Origin of the sequence: Aquimarina rubra (genome assembly GCF_042684305.1) — a bacterium.
GTDB lineage: Bacteria > Bacteroidota > Bacteroidia > Flavobacteriales > Flavobacteriaceae > Aquimarina > Aquimarina rubra.
In genome coordinates, this window is sequence record NZ_JBHULE010000019.1 from 474,092 (window position 1) to 492,350 (window position 18,259).

The following is an 18,259-nucleotide window of genomic DNA, read 5'->3' on the forward strand; positions in this document are numbered from 1 at the left end:
AAAGCCCGACCCTGATCAGAATCAGGGTAACGCCCTAATTTTTCTTATTCAGCTCCGTGAAATACTTATAAAATAACGGAATCGTTTCAATACCTTTTAAATAGTTCCAAACACCAAAATGCTCATTAGGTGAATGAATCGCATCGCTATCTAGTCCAAATCCCATGAGAATGGTTTTACTTTTCAGTTCTTTTTCAAACAAAGAAACTATAGGGATACTTCCTCCACTTCGTTGTGGAATCGGAGTCTTACCAAAAGTATCCTGATAAGCCATACTCGCAGCTTTGTATCCTATATTATCTATCGGTGTTACATATCCTTGTCCACCGTGGTGCGGTGTAACTTTTACCGTTACTGCTGCAGGTGCAATACTTTCGAAATGATTTTTGAACAGCTCAGTGATTTCTTTCCAATCCTGATTAGGCACTAAACGCATCGAAATTTTAGCATACGCCTTACTCGCAATCACAGTTTTAGCTCCTTCTCCGGTATATCCGCCCCAAATGCCATTCACATCCAGTGTAGGACGAATAGAATTACGTTCATTAGTTGTATACCCTTCTTCTCCGTATACCGCTTTAATATCTAATGACTTTTTATACGCTTCTAGAGAAAATGGTGCTTTTGCCATTTCAGCACGCTCTTCTTTAGAAAGCTCTTCTACTTTATCATAAAAACCAGGAATCGTAATATGGTTATTCTCATCGTGCAATGAGGCTATCATTTTAGTCAGGATATTAATTGGATTAGCCACGGCTCCTCCATACAACCCACTATGCAAATCTCTATTTGGACCGGTAACCTCAACTTCTACATAGCTTAATCCTCTTAATCCTGTAGTGATAGACGGAACATCCTTAGCGATCATCCCCGTATCGCTAATTAGGATCACATCATTGGATAATTTCTCTTGATTTCTTTCTACAAACCAACTTAGACTATTGCTTCCTACTTCTTCTTCTCCTTCGATCATAAATTTCACATTACAAGGAAGCTGATCTGTTTTGGTCATGAATTCCATCGCCTTGACATGCATATACATTTGACCTTTATCATCACAGGAACCTCTAGCAAAAATTGCACCTTCAGGATGTAGTTCTGTTTTTTTGATAACAGGTTCAAAAGGAGGACTATCCCAAAGGTCAATTGGATCTGGTGGTTGTACATCATAATGACCATACACTAAAACCGTAGGTAGATCAGGATTTATGATTTTTTCTCCATACACAATGGGATATCCGGGAGTTTCACATATTTCTACAATGTCACAACCCGCATTCTCCAGACTTTTTTTGACTTCATCAGCTGTTTTGATGACATCTTTTTCATATGCTGAGTCTGCACTAATAGATGGTATTTTGAGTAGTTCAACAAGTTCGTTAATAAAACGATCTTTATGTTCCTGAACGTAAGATTTAGTATTTTGCATTTGGATTGAGTTAATTTTGTCTAAAAGTAGTAAAAATGCAGTAATTTAATCCCTTTAGAACCAAGCTTAACATCTTATGAAAAATGCATTTCTTAAACTTCCTTTTGTATTCTCTGAAAAGCTTCTTTTGGAAGATTTAGAAGTATGTACATCGCATACATTCAGCCCTCATTACAATACATCAAATTATATAGGTGAATGGAAATCTATTGCGCTTAGATCACTTAATGGTGATCCTAATCAGATCTACGCACATGCTTCGGGTTCAGAAAAGTTTCAGAATACTCCTTTATTAGATGCTTGCCCATACTTCAAAGAAATTATTGATTCTTTTCGATGTGAAAAGGAATCCATTCGTTTACTAAACCTTTCGCCAAATAGCAAAATAAAAGAACATACCGATCATAATTTGGGGTATGAAGATGGGACCTTTAGGATACATATTCCTATTATGACAAACGTAGATGTCCATTTCTATATCAATCATGAAGAAGTCTCAATGAAGGAGGGAGAATGTTGGTATGGAAATTTTAATTTACCACATAAAGTGGAAAATAATGGAGCTGAAGATCGCATTCATTTGATTATGGATTGTATCCGCAATGAATGGTCTGACCAATTATTTTCAACAATCGGTTATGATTTTGAATTCGAAAAACAACCTGTGGAATATGATCAAAATACTACGTTAAGGATGATTGAGGAATTAGAACGTATGAATACGCAAGCTTCTAAAGAAATACTTCTCTCATTAAGATCAAGATCATAATGAGAGAAGGTGTAAAAAAAGAAGATATTGTAAAGAAAATTTTTCAATTTCTTGAGTCTTTGCCAATTCCTATTCAGTTTTCTGAAATACCTACTGAGACTTTTTTGCCTGGCATAAAAATTGAAAAGGGTACAATATTAGTTGATGCGAATAAGCTTACACATCCAGGAGACATTCTTCACGAAGCCGGACATATTGCCGTTTCAATACCCGAAGAAAGAATACATCTGAATAACAATGTGACTGAAAATAATACAACGAAAGAGGGAGAAGAATTAGCCGCTATGCTATGGTCCTATGCCGCCATTTTGGAAATGGGTTTAGCCGCTGAAATAGTTTTTCATCCGGATGGATATAAAGGAGAAAGTGATTGGATTCTTAATCAATATCGTAATCAGGTTTATATAGGGCTACCCTTATTACAATGGATGGGACTCACCTATTTAGATACAGAAGAGTCTAGTTTTCCTCATATGAAAAAATGGCTTCGGGAGTAATTCATTTTTTTTGTAAAAAAATAATCTAAGTTCTTTGAGTTTTACACAGATTATGTATATTTGCACTCGCTTTTGCAAATAGTCCTAAGTTTTGTAAAGGTTTTAATGCGGGCGTGGTGGAATTGGTAGACACGCTAGACTTAGGATCTAGTGCCGCGAGGTGTGGGAGTTCGAGTCTCCCCGCCCGCACCGAACAAAAAAGCTTCTCTTAATTGAGAAGCTTTTTTGTTTCCCAAACTTTGTTAGCTCGTAACTAATTACAAAAATCCTTATTCATATACTAAATCTGAAGGGCTTACTGCGAATTCTTTCTTGAAACATTTTGAAAAATAGGAAGGACTGGAAAACCCTGTTTGAAAAGCAATTTCTGCCACGGTACTCTCTTTGCTCATGAGTAGTTCTTTGGCTTTATGTAAGCGAATCGATGAAATCAATTGATTCGGAGATTTGTTGGTAATTGCTTTCAGTTTCCGCTGTAGTTGTCGCTCACTTACCCCTATCTCTCTACAAAGTATAGTTACTCCATAATAATCATTACTTAAATGATTGTTTATGTTTTGAATCACCATTTGTAAAAAGGAATCTTCAATAGGATTTTTTATTTGGGGTATATCTTTAGTAATTGTTATTATTTCTGATGTTGCTTTTTTAGCAGCAGTATACAAAAGCATAGAAGTTCCTAATTCTGTTTTATATACTGATTTGTTTGGCGTAAAATCAATATCGACACCGATTAATAGGTTTTTTACTGTTTGTGTAAGTATAATTTGATTTGGATTTGATTGGCTGGCTATCAGCTTCTCAAAATCTTCTGTTTCCTCACAAATACAATCTACCACAGAACACTCTTTGATATCGATTCCGATCGAAACCTGAGCATTAAAGCTTTGAACAGCCTCTACAAGTTCTGTACTGCAGTACATTGCCTTACTCGGACCTTCAAAAGTAATTGTAAACGACTTTTTAGTATCAATAACTAAATTACCTTTATACTTATTTGCTAACTTCTTAACTAAATTCTGAACAGAGTATTGATAGGCTTCAGCTGCTTTTAAATGACCTACCATAAAAGTATACAGCTTTCTTTCATAAACAGGTTGAGAAGCAATTTTTATGGAGTCAACAAACGACTTTATTTCCGCCAACACTTTTTGAGTATCCCCAGCCCAGAATAAATGATCATTACCTTCTAACTCTATTAATTTCGAATCAGGAATACGATCTGCAATAAACCTTCCTTCTTCGATTTTAACATCAATATCACCAACTCTTTGCAATAATAATGTCGGCACTTTTATCGATCCTAGAATGTCGATAATATCCACTTGGGTGTTCATTTTGGTCAACACCATGGCTGCTCTGGGACTTGCTCCAGACCTAAAATAATTCGCCAACCAGTCCATAAACACTTTATCTTTTGCTTTGGACGGCGCTAAAGACTCCAACTTCATAGCTCCGCTGCCCCAGTCATTCTCTATCAGATCATAAATCTGCTGACGCTCTTGATCTGTGGGTGCCCATGGATACTCTTCTGAGTATCTTCGTTTCGCAAAAATCCCAAAAGCAATTAACGAAATGACCCGATCCGGATAGGTTGCACTAAATAATGCAGAAACGCTACCACCTTCAGAATGTCCAAATAGAATCGCTTTTTCTGATCCTGCAGCATCCATTACCGCTGTGATATCTTCCATACGCTCCTCAAGTGTTGCAAATTCCACCACTCTATCCGATAACCCTGTTCCTCGTTTATCAAAAAGAATCACTCTGGCAAATTTTCCTAATTCTTCAAAAAAATTAACCAATTCTGGACAAGACCACATTAGATCTATATTAGAAACCCATCCTGGAATGTATACCAAATCTACCGGGCCGGAACCGAATACCTGATAGGCTATATTTACATCTCCACTCTTTGCATATGCTGTCTTTGGTTTTTTCATTTCTAAGGTTTTAAGAAGGTTAATAAATCTTACTTCCGTAAAACTAAAAAATGACAATGCTTAGTACACAAAAATTGGGCTTACAAAGTGTATACGAGGCTATTAAAACTGTTAAAAAAGGGTGTACAACATGTAGACACAATATTTTTAAATTATTGATAATCAATAATTTAAATATGTTAATTCTTGATCTTTCTAAAATTACCCATATCTACGTATTTTCTTGTTCTAACTGAACCAAATAGGAGAAAATTTCCTGTTCGGGTGCTAGTTTTAACTTTTTCCGAAGGCGATATCTGGCTGTTCTGGCACTATCGGGAGAAATCCCTAAAATACCGGCCATTTCTTTTACATTAAGATTCAATCGGATAAGGGAGCAAATTTTTAGATCGTTCGTACTTAGATCCGGATATTTCGATTTCAGTTTGGTATAAAAACCTTGATGTGCATCTTCAAAAAACCGTTGAAAATCCTCCCAGTCTTTATCGATACTTAGATTTTTTCGAACTATTTTATTTAAATCAGCAATCAATTTTGCTTTTTCTATAGAAGGAGATTTTTTGATTTGTTGTATAGTTTGTTGAATATTTTGAACTATTTCATTTTTCTTAATGAAATTAAGCGTATAAGAACTTAGTTCTTTATTTTTAAATTCCAGTTGCTGTTTTAATTCCTTCTGTTTTAATTCTGAATTTTCAAGCTCTTTTTGGGTTAAGGCATGAGCTGATTCTAACAGCTCATTTGTTTTTATCGCTAACTGACTACTTTTTTTAGCTTGTTGTCTAGAGATGATATAAATAAAACAACCACTAATGGATATGATAATCACACTAAGCACCAAAATAAGCTGAATAATATCATCTTTTTCCTCTTGTGCTTTAAATAACACCAGTTCTTTATCCTTTTTTTCAAGTTCATTTGCGAATTCTATATAAGCGATTTGTTTAGATTTTTCTAAATTGAAAAGAGAATCTCTAAGCACTATATATTTATCATAAAAATAATACGCTTCTTCGGGTTTGGATTGCTGTTTTTTTAGTTCTTTTAATTCTTCATAAGCAAACAGTTCATATTTCTTTAGGTTATTTCCTTTTGCTAGTTTTAGTCCCTTACTAATCTCTTTTACAGCCTCATCCAATTTACCGGATAGTCTTAGAATTTTGCCATGAATAATCAGATTATTCGTTAACCCATCGATATCACTTACTTTGCTACCTAATTCTTTGGATCGTTTAATATGATAATAGGCTTGTTCTATTTCATCTTTATATAAATATAGAATTCCCAGTTTATTATGAGCTTCTGCAATACCATAGGTAAAATTAGCATCTGTATGCATTTTTAATGCATCGGTTAAATATTTTAAAGCTTCTTCATATTTACGCTGCTCTACCAACATCGTTCCTATTTTGGTAAAGGTAGTCGCTATTCTACCCTTCAAACCTAATGCTGTAAATTCATTAATTGCCTCTTCATAATATTGTTGAGCTTTCTTATATTCTTTGAGATCCGAATACACCATTCCTATATTGAGTGTAGTATTAGCCATCCCTTTTTTATCCTGTATATGCTGATAAGCTTTAAAAGAGTTGTTTAAAAACAGTAAAGCTTGTGTGAGGTTACCCTGAGCCCAATAGGCCACTCCTACAACACGATTAGCTCTTGCTATTCCTTTTGGAAAGGACAGTTTTTCTGATAACTGTAGTGCTTGTGAGCCAAAATTTATAGATTCATTAGCATCTACTATCCAATATTCATAGCCGATATCGTTAAGAAGATTCACTTTTATAGTGTCTTCCAAAGTATAATTTTGAACCTTGTTTCTTAAGCTATCAATCTTTTGGGTTTTCTGAGTGGCAAATGAAATATTCATACAAGACAAGACTCCTATAGCGATGGAGATACTTAACTTTTTACCAACTAAATAGTATTTATATGAATATAACGAAACCTCAAAAAAACTCATTATTATCAGGGTTACAGGAATAAATTGTTTAGAATGCAAACAAAACTACTTATCATTTTTTTAATCATACCTGTACATATTGTTAAAACCTGTAAGAATCTACAGGTTTTGAAAAGTTGTTAATAATTCCCTTTATAATTTAATAAAAACGTATTTACGTATCGTCTTTCTATCTTCCAATTTATAATGAAATACCCAATAATACTCCAGCGCCTACGCCAGCCACCCCAATTAGTATTTTTTCGAAAACAGTCTTTCTTCTTTGTCTTTTAGTTGCCTTCTCTACAAGTTCCAGACTATTGGTTGCTTTGTCTAAACTATTGATCGTATAATCTAGTGCTTTTTGTGTATGGTTTAATGTCGTTTGTGTTTTTTGATACACCAACAGATCCAAGCTGTCACTTTTGGTAAAATTGAAGCTTAGTCTACGCTCTAAATCCATATTTCTGCGTAATGTTTGTGTATACTTCTCTACCAACTCCTTGGTCATCCGATCCTGGTCTATTGTACTTTGGTATACATTTTTAATAGCTAAAAATGATTTTTTATTTACTAAAAAAACATCAGCAGTCTGAAACATATACAGACTATCCTTTTTTACCATAAATGGTTCTCCGGTATGATCGGCATAGGATAGAGGAATTTTGATTACCTGAATCGAATCTACCTCCTGACCAAAAAGTTTAGGCATTAACAAAATGAAGACTAGTGTGATTATTTTATTCATAATATAACTGTTTATTGCGTAAGCTTTATCTATTGATTTCCTCCAAAAAGGCCTTCTAACAATACCCTATCTTTCGCTAATTGGTTATTATTTACCTGTATGGAATCTTTAATGTTTTGTAACTCATCCCAATCTTTTGCATTTTTTCTTTTGAAAGCAAACAGCAATGAATCCCTTTGATGTATCAATAAGTCTTTCTGTGCTTTCATTTTTTTAAATTCTATTCTCGAATTCTCTAAAAGACCTTTAGTGACTGCCAGCGTATCTTTAGATACTCGAAGCTCCTGGTTGGCTTTCTCTAATTCTGAAGTCACCACTTTCCAGTTCTCGCTGCTATTAAAAGTCATATAGCCAATAATGATCAGAAAGATTACTGCTACTATCTGAAGTATGGTACTGATATTTATGGTTTTCATGGTATCTCGTAATTTTTTTCCTCCACTTTTATGGTATACTTTTCTTTATATAAAATCATCAGATTACAAAAGGAAATGATAAATCCTGCAGAAAACAGGTAGCATAAAAATAGTAATACCATCAATTGTACTCTGTTGTTCATAATGCTTTCTTTGGTCCAGGCTTTTTCCGGATCTCCTAATAAGATCATCATTTGTTCATTTCGCGCAGGTAAAAATCCGTGAGTAGCTTCGAACGCTTCAAACGGGTTGGTATCAATAAATTCATCTCCGATGACAATATCTTTTTCCAGATAGGGTAATGTATTGGCTTCTCGCGAAAAGTGATATGCCGCATAGGTTCCTATTAAAATCACGATAAAATAGACCGATAGCCGCATCCACACTGAAATTATTTTATTTTTTAATGAATATAAGATCAGAAAACCAGCCACTGCAGTGGCAATGAATACGCCGAATTTCATTAAGAAAGTGGTATTATCATCTGATGCATGCCAAGATGGTAATGGGATGATAAAAGCACCCGCTACTGAAGCAATCCAAGTACTTAATAGTGTAATTTCTTTCCAGACTTCTTTTAGTTTTGCTACTAACATTATATATTATTTTGGGGTTTGTAATACCAATGTTTTCTCTTCTTCTCCGCTACTACTCAGAATAAGATGTAGTTCTGGGGCTCCAATTCGGCCGTCTTTTTCTAGCCAAAATAGATAATACCCAGGCACAAAATCCTGAACAGCATTCTGAGTAGGTTGGTTAAACCGAAATCTTTTAATATCCTGTCCCTGCTCGTAGGACAATTTTCCGAAAACAAAAAATCCTTCTTCTTCATTTGAATTTACGATTACTTTAATTTTTGTAGTTGCGTCATTTTTAGCAGTATTCTTAATAGTCTGTAATTTGGCATCATAATCCTGATACATCGCATTGATGATATATTCTTTATCAGATATCGTTTCATACTCTTTTACCAGATATCTTAATGTTCTCTCTGTTTCTCTTAGCGTAGCTACATATTCAGGGCTCAACGCATATTTGTCGTTGCATTTTTCCAATACCGGAAATAGTTCTTTACTTATAAGAGCTAACTGATCATATGCTTCTTTAAGCTTTGGTTCCTTGGAAGTATTAATTTTTTCCTGTAAATTGATAAGGCTTATTTGGGTATTAGCCAACACCAATGAAAGGTCTTTGTTTTTAGGCCCGTAGCTGGCACAGCTATAAAACAGGACCGTAATCAACGACAGTATTATTTTTATTTGTTTCATTTTTAGGGAGTTTTAATGAATTATTATAGGGATTATTTTGATTCAAAATTACGGGGAATCACTCCATTCTTGCTATTACAAAAACGGCAAATGGCGGTAATTTTCCGACGGTGATCGGGGTACTATCAAGCTCTAATAATCTGATCCCAATCAAATGCAGGACCAATATCCCATTTGCCAGAAGATCGGTAATTTACATGTGAAGTAATTCCCCTAAAGTTTACCAACTCATCTTCGGCAACGATTCCATATCTTTTATCTTCTGGTAAAAATGTTGAAGGGATATCATATTCCGCAGTTAAATATCGAAGTAACAACGCCAAACTTTTATACTGCTTTGCTGTGTGTGTAGCAAAGTAATGTTCTCCTCTAAACGGTGTGTCTAATTTTGTATAAAACTGTGGCTCACTGATATGACAATACACATCTTTATCATTATATACTGTCACCAGATTGTCACCTATTCTTTTAAGAAATCCAATATTAGACATTTCTATCGCGATAGTTCTCCTGCCACCACTGGTGTTGCCACCAACAGCTCTGGAACCTAAGTGATATGCCCAATAAGCCGAAGACCACATGTTTAGTATCGTCCCATTTCTGGCAATGATAAACGGTACGGATACGCGGTGATTGGGTCTGGATAATGCTGCTACATCCCCTTTTAAATATCCGGCTGTATAATGCAATACAATTTGATTTTTGGGATGCTTTTCTTTAACATAAAAAGAAGTGTCACCATTCTTTGTACGACATTTTACATACGGCATCTCAAGACCACTCCCTTGGATAGGAACGGTACCCGGAGTTAAGATAAATTCCTTACCGGCGGTATCTCTTCCGGTATTAAAAAAACTCTTCTCATGCTTGGCTATACTAGTTGCTTTCATTTTACTATTTGTTTGAAAGATTACGATACTCAAAAGTACTGAGAGCTATTTGCCATCACTATCACAAAAACGGTAAATACAGGGAAAATTGCGACATTCAATTTCTTTTATTTTTTATCATTTTTTGTAAAACATCTTCACTCAACCTCCACTCTTACATAAAAGAACGAGAAACTTATTGTCTAGACCTGACAGGTCTAAAATTATACACTTCGATCTGTAAATTTTTTCATAACCTCTTGTATATCTTTATGAATTCTTCCTTTTACCAACCAGGCAACTGCAAAGGCATATACCGCTACCCACTCTAACCAAAAGGTATAGGCAGGAAACACCTCATCCATGTTTATTTTTAGTATTTTCTCGATCGCAAAAATTATAATAAGCGCACCTACAGAAGCCCAAACGATTATACCACTCCTACGAAATAATCTATTCCTGGAGGCTGATGCATCGTGATTTAAAACAAATTTGTAAAAACTCATATATCCCAACAGAAAGAAAAATGAAGCTGCACTTAGTAAGTGAATAGCTCCCAGGAATCCGTTAGATTCGTGACCAAATAAATACGGATAGTCAGTAAAAAATAAGGTTCCTAAAGGGTTTTCTGATTTGGTAGGAATCAGTACGGTAACCAAAATGCATATTCCTGCTACTGTAGTGATCAAACGATCGCTAAACGACTCTCCTTCTTGTTTTGGATATCCTCTATAGTTTAGTAAGATCAAGCCAAAAGCCGACAGTATCAAAATAAAAAACACGCCTCCTGCCGTGTAATAATAATGACTCATACTAGACAGTAATTGCTGATGTGACACTAACAACAGTATCGGTAATGCTAACCCGAGAATTCCTATTGTTTTTCTAAGCGAATACATTGATTTTTTATCTTCCATGATGTACTAATTTATGTTACTCCAAAAGTAGTACAGCCATAGACCGAATAGCTATCACAAAAACGGCAAATAGAGGGAATTTTACGACATTTTTTGCTATAGTACCTATTCATGGCATCCTAGTAAAGTCTGAAGTCATGAAGAAATAAAAATATAGATTATGAAACCACTTGTTAGCCCTTTATAAACTGCTTCGAAGAGATGATGAACTACTTCGAAGGATTAAAATAATACTTAGTAGCAGTTCGCTAAGGCATTGATGCCCTAAGAGGAAGCCCTGAAACCCTAAAACTAATCCAAAAAAGAATCAAATCGATCCAAAAAAGTGTTCTTCTTTGGGGTAATAACCTTTAAAATAATGCTTCGGACTAGTAAAGTAACAGTTCGAGACACTATTTTAATACTTTGAAGCTCTTTAGAAAGGGGTATATTCTTTCGTTAGATGGGTTTGTTGACTTTGGCTACTCTATAAATATTATACTAAAACCTTTTAAACCCATCAGCAAAATACCGCCCCTATTTTTGCAAATCTACCTGTAGCAGAAAAGCTTTGGAGAGCAAGAGGTGTTTTCGTTTTGTGATGTCTTTACAACACCATCAATATTTTAAATAACTTCGATATTCTGTAACATTTCCACCTTTTCAGCTTGATTCAGTTCCCTTCTTTTGTAATGCTCTTGTTCTGTATCGTTTACATATCCAACAAAAGGTGGTACATTGGTTTTCCCATCTCCCGTCAATAGTAAGGAATTTTTAACAGAATCCCCATCAGGCATTTTATAATACATCCCGGTCATAAAACGTTGCTCAGTATTAAAACCATTTTCTGATATTGGAGCATTTAATGACTGTATAGCCTGTATTGGATTCATTACACGATTATTAGAAGATGATTTTTCTTGTTTTCTAATAGAAATTGGAGTTGCCAGATATTGATTATTTGGGATGTTCAAAAGGTTTTTAGCATCATCTGAAGCCGCTACAAAACCAAGCCTTATATCATTTTTATAAGTCCAAAAATTACGTATAAAATTGGTGCTCTGCGTCCCTGAATACATAGCATCATCAATAAATACAATTTTTGTGTTATTTTGGATATTTCCCAGGTTTTTTTGTCTATTAGCATTAGCTAAAATGGCAGTATCTTCCATAGCTATAGCCCTTACCGACTCTATATTGTCCGACCTTACAATTCTATCCGGTTTATGTCCTCCTTTTGATTTTACCATCTTCAGTATCTTTGCAGTTAACCAAAAGTTACTTTTTTTAGTATTACTAGAAACAACACATATATACGGATCTCCATTGATACTAAAATCAGCTATTGCAGTTGCTATTTCATTACATTTTTGATTGAATTCTTCTCGAGATATTATTTCAAAATTTTGAATATAATCCCAATCTTGTCTTGACATTCTAGCTGGTTTATTTTCTTGTAAAGCTCTATTTTTTCTAACCTTTGCTTTTTTTTCAGCTGTTGCTACCTTGCCACCCAATGCGTGTTTTAAATATTTCGCATAATGATCCCATTCTTTTAGGCGTCGACGTTTTGTGTCATTTCCGATTGAAGATGCCCAATCTTCCCAAGAGAGTCGTTGTGTAACACTACTTGATCTTTGTGATCCTTTTAAAAATTCAGACTTACCTACTGTTCGTATACCCTTTGTATCTGCAGGAATCTGTTTTTTTTGTAATACTAATTCACCCATAACGTCTGCCTCTTTCTCCAAAACGGCATCATCATTAATGCTTACCTTCCCTTTAAACTGCATCGTCGGCTTTACACGTCCTTGTTTTTGTTGTACCACATGCCAGGCTTCGTGGGGTAGGTGTCTTTCTTGTCCCGGTGCGAGATGAATATCAGTACCCTGTGCGTAGGCATGTGCCTGTAGTTGTGCAGGTTTATTGGAATTGTAATGTACTTTTACATCATCCATACTATACCCAGATAGGTTTTCGATGCCCGATTTTAAATTATCTGGCAAACCTGTATTGTTTTTCCGTTTGATAGGATTTTTGCCATTAATAAAACCATCAATTCCTAATCGTAGTTTACGTTGTATTGAACTAGAAGGGCGATTATCTTTTATGTTAGATTCTCCTCCAGTACTAAGCTCTTGTTCTACACGTTGTACTGTTTCTCGTTGTGGTTCTCGAGTGTTTTCTATTGATTCTTTCATTTTGGATAATACATTTAGTACTAATTTTGAACTTTTTCAGCTTCTTATTGACGACGCCATTTGTAGACTAGTGGCAACAAGAGTAAACTTACAAGGTCTTACCAGTTATTAACTGTATTTCTTAACCTTGTTAAAATTCCAACAGGGCCTGGATCTACATAATTAATTATTAATAAAGTAATTTGCCATAAAATCCTATCGGTTATCCCTCTTTTTCTCGCTGCCCGAAACTGGTTAATGATAGGATTAATATAATTGTTGACTATATTACTTATTCTGGTTAAATCAATATTGTCCCAATTCTGTAACCGCGTTTGAGTCGCTATTTCCTGATCAATATTATCCAAAAAATAGCCGATCGACTTGTACATTAAATTTAGGTTATTTGTGGTACCCGTAAGTCCGTTTCTCCCATCTAAGTAAAGATTCTTGTCTAAGTTTCGGTCTTGCCTATTCGCTTGTTGATTGTTTGTATGCTGGGTTACTCCATTTACCCATCCATTATTTGCAATATATTGCCACCTGTTTGCTACAGCCTGGTTTACCAAAGGCATAAGGACTTGAGGAATTGGCGAGGCTGCTCTTGGAGGGGTTATATCTCCAGCGATAAACACATTATCATACATATTCCGAACTGGTTCGTTTTTTTCAGCTGCAAAAGGGTGTTCGTGGTTCGCCACATTATGATGCTCCAACAAGTTTCTAAAGTTCTGCCCTCCTTGAAATTCAAAATTAGATGTGGCATACAAACTTATATTGGTGTTTGCTCCACTTGTAATGTTATCGAAACCTTGTGTATCATCTATATGCTGACATACATGTCCAAATTCGTGTAAGAGCACTGCCGCCGGAGACATCGTACCTACTGTAGCTCCCAATGTGGGAGGTGCACCTTGAAGAATGTAATCTTCATTCCAAACGGCAAATGTCATAAGCGGGTTCCAAGGTATTTCAACATCGGTACTAATTGCACGAGCGGCTGCATCAGGGATCAGTGCTTCAGTTGCTAAGTTATATCCTATTTTTATAGTAACTCTATTGGTCCATAGTCGGATTTTATCTAAAATTGAACTACCGATTACAGTCTGGTCAATATACCTCAATGCTGCTCTATACATTCGATCAAGGTCATTTGTATCTAACAACAATGCATCCATTGTTATTTGTAAATGTTGGGGATTTTGCAGGTCCAAGGAGTTCGTCAGCATATTAAAGAATTCATTCCGAAAATTTGGATTAATATCTGGTTGAGCAAGCACCCGTTGTACTATTGATCCATGAGATGTATTTGCTATAGAATGGTTTACCCCTTTTATTTCTTTGTCAGCTTTGTTCTCGCTTGACATACTTGATTCATTTAACTGGTAATTAAGGTTTTTCGCTTGGTCACCCATCACATCCGCTTCTTTTTCCAACCCTGCATCATCATTAATATTCACTTTCCCTTTAAACTGCATTGTGGGTTTTACTCGTCCTTGTTTTTGCTGTACTACATGCCAGGCCTCGTGTGGCAGATGCTTTTCTTGTCCGGGTGCTAGGTGAATGTCTGTTCCCTGTGCATAGGCGTGTGCTTGTAGCTGGGCTGGTTTACTGGAATTGTAATGTACTTTTACATCGTCCATGCTGTAACCGGATAGGTTTTCGATGCCAGATTTCAGGTTGTCTGGTAAGCCTGTGTTATTTGCCCTTCGACTCCCTTCGACTCCGCTCAGGTCGGGACGCTCAGGAAGAGTCTTTCTTTGGATAGAATTTTTACTGTTATCAGTACTATCCATTCCTGATCTTAATTTTCTTTGATCCAAAAAAGAGGTACGGTTGTCCTTTAATTGAGCCGTACCTCCGTTACTAGACTCACTAGCAACTCTCGGGGTAATCGAGTCCTTTGACTCCTGGATTTTATCTGTTTGTGTTTTCATAGTTTCCTCTGTTAAATATTATTTATTAGCATCTTCCAAGTTAGATCACGACTAATTTCAAAAACATCTCCCCAATCCCTCTTCAAAGAGGGGCTAGTGTAACCCTTTTTAGTTCCCTTCCTTTGAAGGAAGGGTTGGGGATGGATGTTTATTTTATCAACTTAAAATAACTCCTTCCTTCTGTAACTCTTGTCGTATTGCCATCTCTAAACTTTGTTGCGTGATGGTTGCTTCTCCATTCGTTATGGCTTGTAAGGTACATTTACGGATCACATTCATCATCAATCCACCGGAGATCTCATAGGATTCTGCAATGTTCCATAAGTCTGCTTTGGCATCCAATGGTAATTTTTCTGCAAAAGATTGTTGCCACAACTGATAGCGTTCTTCTGCTCCAGGCATTTTAAATTCGATCATCGATTGAAATCTTCGGGTAAAGGCTTCATCTATATTATCTTTTAGATTAGATGCTAAAATGACTACTCCCGGGAAATCTTCGATTCTTTGTAGTAGATATCCTATCTCTTGGTTTCCGTAGCGATCATTAGCGCTGCTTACCTGGGTACGCTGCCCAAATAAAGAATCAGCTTCATCAAAAAACAAAATCCAATCATGTTGTTGAGCCTGATCGAATACTTTGGCTAGGTTTTTTTCGGTTTCGCCAATGTATTTAGAGACCGTCATACTTAGGTCTATTTTATACACCTGCTTACCGGTGCTTTTCCCCAATAATGCTGCTGCCATACTTTTACCGGTTCCTGGCAGTCCATAAAACAAGCTTTTATAACCGGGTTTTAATCGTTTGCCCAATTCTAAAGCTTCTAAAACGGTTTGTCCGTGTGTCACCCAATCCCTGATTTCCTGCAAGCTACGGGCTGTAGATCTAGAGACGATGAGATCTTGCCACGATAGCTTGGTATACAACCGTTGCGCAGGAAAATCAGGGCTATATACTGCTTGATAGGGTGTGCCCGTTATAATGGATGCTACGTATTCATTCGCAATCATCCAAATGCTACTCAATAAAGGACTATTCCCTTTCGTTTGCGAAATCCCGATCATTCCTTGTCGTACCGAAATAAAATTTTGGGTAACTAATGCGTGGTACTGTAACCGTTTTTCAAGGTCGTCTCCTGCCAACAAAAACATAGCAGTTTCTGCGGTAGGGATCAATCCTAAATGACCTTCGAGCAATAATCCGCCAAATTCGCTGTAGCGCCTATCGTAATCTTTATTTTTGGTTAATAAAATATCCATCGCTTCGGGTTTGATATGTGGCACCAACGCCAAAATTAATAACAACCGTTCTGCAAAGTTGAGTTTGTGTTCTTGGATGAAATTGGCATAGCTTCCTTCTTTTCCTACTATCTCTGGAGGTGTTAATTCTTCTATAGAATTATAAGGTGTTTCTTGCTGAAAATGTAGTTCCAAACGGGTTTGTAATACCAAACTCAGCCAAGCTAGTTCGGCTTGTAAAACTCTAGCATTACTACTAGTTGTATTTATGATAGTGCCATTATGGTTTTTTGTTTCTATACATATTGGTTTTTCCATATTTCTATTTTTTTATATTGTACTAAAGTTCTTTCTAGTAAATCGGACTTCGAGAACCTCAGCCCTCGTTTTCTTATTTCACATTTCTAATTTCTATTTTCAACTTACAACCACTCTACCATTAATGCGCGCTCCATCCAGGGTAATTTTACCGCCTGAATACTCCACGGAAGTTTTTCTAAAGTGATATCATAGGTTTCTTTTTCTACCTGTATAACCCAATGATCATCACGTGTGCGAAAAGAAGCTTGCCTACATACATAAGAACTTCTAAAACCTTCTAATGATAAATTCTTCCAATAGGGGACTTGCAGCAATACTGCTCGCATTAATCCGTGTGCTGTTTCTTTTTCCTCGTCAGTTAACAAAACGGGGGGCACCGGTTGATCTAATGGAAATCCACATAAAACTTTGGGCAATGATAATTGTCCTTCAAAAAATTCGGATTCCTCAGGGTTACAGAGATATTGTAAAGCGCAAATTGCTTTATGCTGAGCTGACTCATCCAAAAAAACCTTGTTTTCCAACAACCGCAGATTCTCAAAAAATCGTGGTAAAAATGGCCAGAACAAAATCAGACCGGCATTGTCTATGGTAATAAAGTCAGCATCCTCTAACTGCGATTGTAGTTTTACAACATTTACCGATGTCTCTGGTATTGCTTGTTTCACTATTTTTTCTAAAGTTGTAATGTGTGATATTAATGGCGTCCAGACTTCTGATCTGGTATTTTTTTTGTCAAAATGAGTTGGGGACATACTTGTTTCTTCTTGTAACCTCTCCAAAAATGCTTGACTCTTTTTATTACGATAAAGTTTAGAAGTCCGTATTTCTTCTTTTAAGCCTTCTAGTAATGCTACTGTTTTATAAATCAAATGTTTCGGAATGGTATAGATGGCAGGGGTTTTTAGCAACACATCCAATTGTCGGGTAATCTGTTTCAGCATATGATGATGCGGAGCTATCTGATGATATTGACGTAATACCGATCGAATCTGCCGTAGCCATTTATACGAAGATATATCACCCTTAGTGGTGTCATTATTGTCAACACCCAATATATTGAGGGTCTCCTGAACGTAATAATCCCTTGCACTTGTGTTCGCAGATCGCTTTGGGCTGTATAGTGTTTTCAGAAAGATCGGTTTCCAACTAGTGGGAATTTGTTTTCCATCTTCGTTAAACAAATGCCCCTCTATTTTTTTAATGATAGATCTGATTTCTTCTTCTGATACTTCCGTAATCCAGGTTGCAGCCTGTAAAACTTGTACTTCTGAGAATGTTTGAAGATAGCGTTCCAGATGGATATGATTATGGTGTAATTGCGAGAGTAGTGTTTTAAAATCGTTCGTTGGGTTTTGCATCAACAGCTGCCACTGTTCCTGCAAGTATGATTTCTTTTGCGTACCCAGCCACCAAGGTAATCTTCCGGTTTCCAGATAATACGCAAGTATCCGAAGTGGTGTTTTTTCCTCTTTAACATGAGATGCTTCTCCAACTACGGTTTTGGTCAAATTGACCTGACTGCTACTCTGTATCTCTATAAGTTTCTCTTGTAATGCTGCATCAAAAATCTGAGGTAATGTATCCCACGATACCGACCCTAAATCTATCGTTAATTTGTCGATCTGATAATGTGTTTCAGCATCCCCGAAACACACATCCAACCTACGATTGAGTATAGGCAACAACTCATCAACGTTCAATTGACTGATCCTTTGTTGAGACTCCAAAGAAGTTGACTCGTCGGATATAACTACTTCGATGAGCTGCTTATTGATGATATGTGATTGAGGTTTCATAAAAAC

The 18,259-nt window shown here is 36.1% G+C and carries 15 protein-coding genes and 1 tRNA gene; 3 read left to right on the forward strand and 13 right to left on the reverse strand.

The annotated features are described in order from the left end of the window. Positions 1-34 precede the first annotated feature (34 nt). Positions 35-1,429, reverse strand: a complete 1,395-nt coding sequence (locus ACFSR1_RS10745) for a dipeptidase (RefSeq protein ID WP_378292329.1) — start codon at positions 1,427-1,429, stop codon at positions 35-37. Positions 1,430-1,505: 76 nt separating this feature from the next. Here ACFSR1_RS10745 and ACFSR1_RS10750 point away from each other — a divergent pair, with 76 nt between their 5' ends. From ACFSR1_RS10750 to ACFSR1_RS10760, 3 genes are all read left to right on the forward strand, one after another. Beyond that, positions 1,506-2,198 (forward strand): aspartyl/asparaginyl beta-hydroxylase domain-containing protein, encoded by a 693-nt coding sequence (locus ACFSR1_RS10750; protein ID WP_378292331.1) that lies wholly within the window; start codon positions 1,506-1,508, stop codon positions 2,196-2,198. Beyond that, on the forward strand, positions 2,198-2,695 hold the full coding sequence (locus ACFSR1_RS10755) for a hypothetical protein (RefSeq protein WP_378292333.1): 498 nt from the start codon (positions 2,198-2,200) through the stop codon (positions 2,693-2,695). Before ACFSR1_RS10750 ends, ACFSR1_RS10755 begins: the two co-directional genes overlap by 1 nt. 107 nt (positions 2,696-2,802) lie before the next feature. Beyond that, a tRNA-Leu gene (locus tag ACFSR1_RS10760) sits at positions 2,803-2,884 on the forward strand. Positions 2,885-2,964: 80 nt separating this feature from the next. Here ACFSR1_RS10760 and ACFSR1_RS10765 read toward each other — a convergent pair. The 12 genes from ACFSR1_RS10765 to ACFSR1_RS10820 all read right to left on the reverse strand — a co-directional run bounded on the left by ACFSR1_RS10765 (position 2,965) and on the right by ACFSR1_RS10820 (position 18,253). Next, entirely contained in the window at positions 2,965-4,638 is a 1,674-nt protein-coding gene (locus ACFSR1_RS10765; protein WP_378292335.1) for an alpha/beta fold hydrolase, read from the reverse strand. A gap of 211 nt (positions 4,639-4,849) precedes the next feature. Beyond that, complete coding sequence (locus tag ACFSR1_RS10770; RefSeq protein WP_378292336.1) at positions 4,850-6,604, reverse strand: tetratricopeptide repeat protein; 1,755 nt, start codon at positions 6,602-6,604, stop codon at positions 4,850-4,852. Between the two features lie 181 nt (positions 6,605-6,785). Further along, positions 6,786-7,331: a hypothetical protein gene (locus tag ACFSR1_RS10775; protein ID WP_378292338.1), complete on the reverse strand. Its 546-nt coding sequence runs from the start codon at positions 7,329-7,331 to the stop codon at positions 6,786-6,788. Between the two features lie 29 nt (positions 7,332-7,360). Next, entirely contained in the window at positions 7,361-7,747 is a 387-nt protein-coding gene (locus ACFSR1_RS10780) for a hypothetical protein (RefSeq protein ID WP_378292340.1), read from the reverse strand. Beyond that, a complete protein-coding gene (locus ACFSR1_RS10785; RefSeq protein ID WP_378292341.1) occupies positions 7,744-8,343 on the reverse strand; it encodes a hypothetical protein in 600 nt (199 codons plus the stop codon). The genes ACFSR1_RS10780 and ACFSR1_RS10785 overlap by 4 nt, the downstream gene beginning before the upstream one ends. Positions 8,344-8,349: 6 nt before the next feature. After that, entirely contained in the window at positions 8,350-9,015 is a 666-nt protein-coding gene (locus ACFSR1_RS10790; protein ID WP_378292343.1) for a hypothetical protein, read from the reverse strand. Between the two features lie 125 nt (positions 9,016-9,140). Beyond that, complete coding sequence (locus ACFSR1_RS10795) at positions 9,141-9,905, reverse strand: N-acetylmuramoyl-L-alanine amidase (protein WP_378292345.1); 765 nt, start codon at positions 9,903-9,905, stop codon at positions 9,141-9,143. Between the two features lie 203 nt (positions 9,906-10,108). Then, a complete protein-coding gene (locus ACFSR1_RS10800; RefSeq protein ID WP_378292347.1) occupies positions 10,109-10,801 on the reverse strand; it encodes a hypothetical protein in 693 nt (230 codons plus the stop codon). Between the two features lie 605 nt (positions 10,802-11,406). After that, positions 11,407-12,981: an eCIS core domain-containing protein gene (locus tag ACFSR1_RS10805; RefSeq protein ID WP_378292349.1), complete on the reverse strand. Its 1,575-nt coding sequence runs from the start codon at positions 12,979-12,981 to the stop codon at positions 11,407-11,409. Between the two features lie 98 nt (positions 12,982-13,079). Further along, entirely contained in the window at positions 13,080-14,897 is a 1,818-nt protein-coding gene (locus ACFSR1_RS10810) for an eCIS core domain-containing protein (RefSeq protein WP_378292351.1), read from the reverse strand. A 156-nt stretch (positions 14,898-15,053) separates the two neighbouring features. Then, positions 15,054-16,451 carry an ATP-binding protein gene (locus ACFSR1_RS10815; RefSeq protein ID WP_378292352.1) on the reverse strand — a complete coding sequence of 466 codons (1,398 nt, stop codon included), beginning with the start codon at positions 16,449-16,451 and terminating at the stop codon, positions 15,054-15,056. 104 nt (positions 16,452-16,555) lie between these two features. After that, the gene (locus tag ACFSR1_RS10820; protein ID WP_378292354.1) at positions 16,556-18,253 is read right to left on the reverse strand and encodes a contractile injection system tape measure protein; all 1,698 of its coding nucleotides are present in this window, start codon (positions 18,251-18,253) and stop codon (positions 16,556-16,558) included. Between the last annotated feature and the right edge of the window lie 6 nt (positions 18,254-18,259).

Excerpts from the sequence above, each read along its gene's own strand:
- ACFSR1_RS10805 (WP_378292349.1), bottom strand. The coding sequence starts at position 12,981 with ATGAAAGAATCAATAGAAAACACTCGAGAACCACAACGAGAAACAGTA.
- ACFSR1_RS10745 (WP_378292329.1), bottom strand. The coding sequence starts at position 1,429 with ATGCAAAATACTAAATCTTACGTTCAGGAACATAAAGATCGTTTTATT.
- ACFSR1_RS10790 (WP_378292343.1), bottom strand. The coding sequence starts at position 9,015 with ATGAAACAAATAAAAATAATACTGTCGTTGATTACGGTCCTGTTTTAT.
- ACFSR1_RS10775 (WP_378292338.1), bottom strand. The coding sequence starts at position 7,331 with ATGAATAAAATAATCACACTAGTCTTCATTTTGTTAATGCCTAAACTT.
- ACFSR1_RS10780 (WP_378292340.1), bottom strand. The coding sequence starts at position 7,747 with ATGAAAACCATAAATATCAGTACCATACTTCAGATAGTAGCAGTAATC.
- ACFSR1_RS10810 (WP_378292351.1), bottom strand. The coding sequence starts at position 14,897 with ATGAAAACACAAACAGATAAAATCCAGGAGTCAAAGGACTCGATTACC.
- ACFSR1_RS10770 (WP_378292336.1), bottom strand. The coding sequence starts at position 6,604 with ATGAGTTTTTTTGAGGTTTCGTTATATTCATATAAATACTATTTAGTT.
- ACFSR1_RS10800 (WP_378292347.1), bottom strand. The coding sequence starts at position 10,801 with ATGGAAGATAAAAAATCAATGTATTCGCTTAGAAAAACAATAGGAATT.
- ACFSR1_RS10820 (WP_378292354.1), bottom strand. The coding sequence starts at position 18,253 with ATGAAACCTCAATCACATATCATCAATAAGCAGCTCATCGAAGTAGTT.
- ACFSR1_RS10815 (WP_378292352.1), bottom strand. The coding sequence starts at position 16,451 with ATGGAAAAACCAATATGTATAGAAACAAAAAACCATAATGGCACTATC.
- ACFSR1_RS10785 (WP_378292341.1), bottom strand. The coding sequence starts at position 8,343 with ATGTTAGTAGCAAAACTAAAAGAAGTCTGGAAAGAAATTACACTATTA.
- ACFSR1_RS10755 (WP_378292333.1), top strand. The coding sequence starts at position 2,198 with ATGAGAGAAGGTGTAAAAAAAGAAGATATTGTAAAGAAAATTTTTCAA.
- ACFSR1_RS10765 (WP_378292335.1), bottom strand. The coding sequence starts at position 4,638 with ATGAAAAAACCAAAGACAGCATATGCAAAGAGTGGAGATGTAAATATA.
- ACFSR1_RS10750 (WP_378292331.1), top strand. The coding sequence starts at position 1,506 with ATGAAAAATGCATTTCTTAAACTTCCTTTTGTATTCTCTGAAAAGCTT.
- ACFSR1_RS10795 (WP_378292345.1), bottom strand. The coding sequence starts at position 9,905 with ATGAAAGCAACTAGTATAGCCAAGCATGAGAAGAGTTTTTTTAATACC.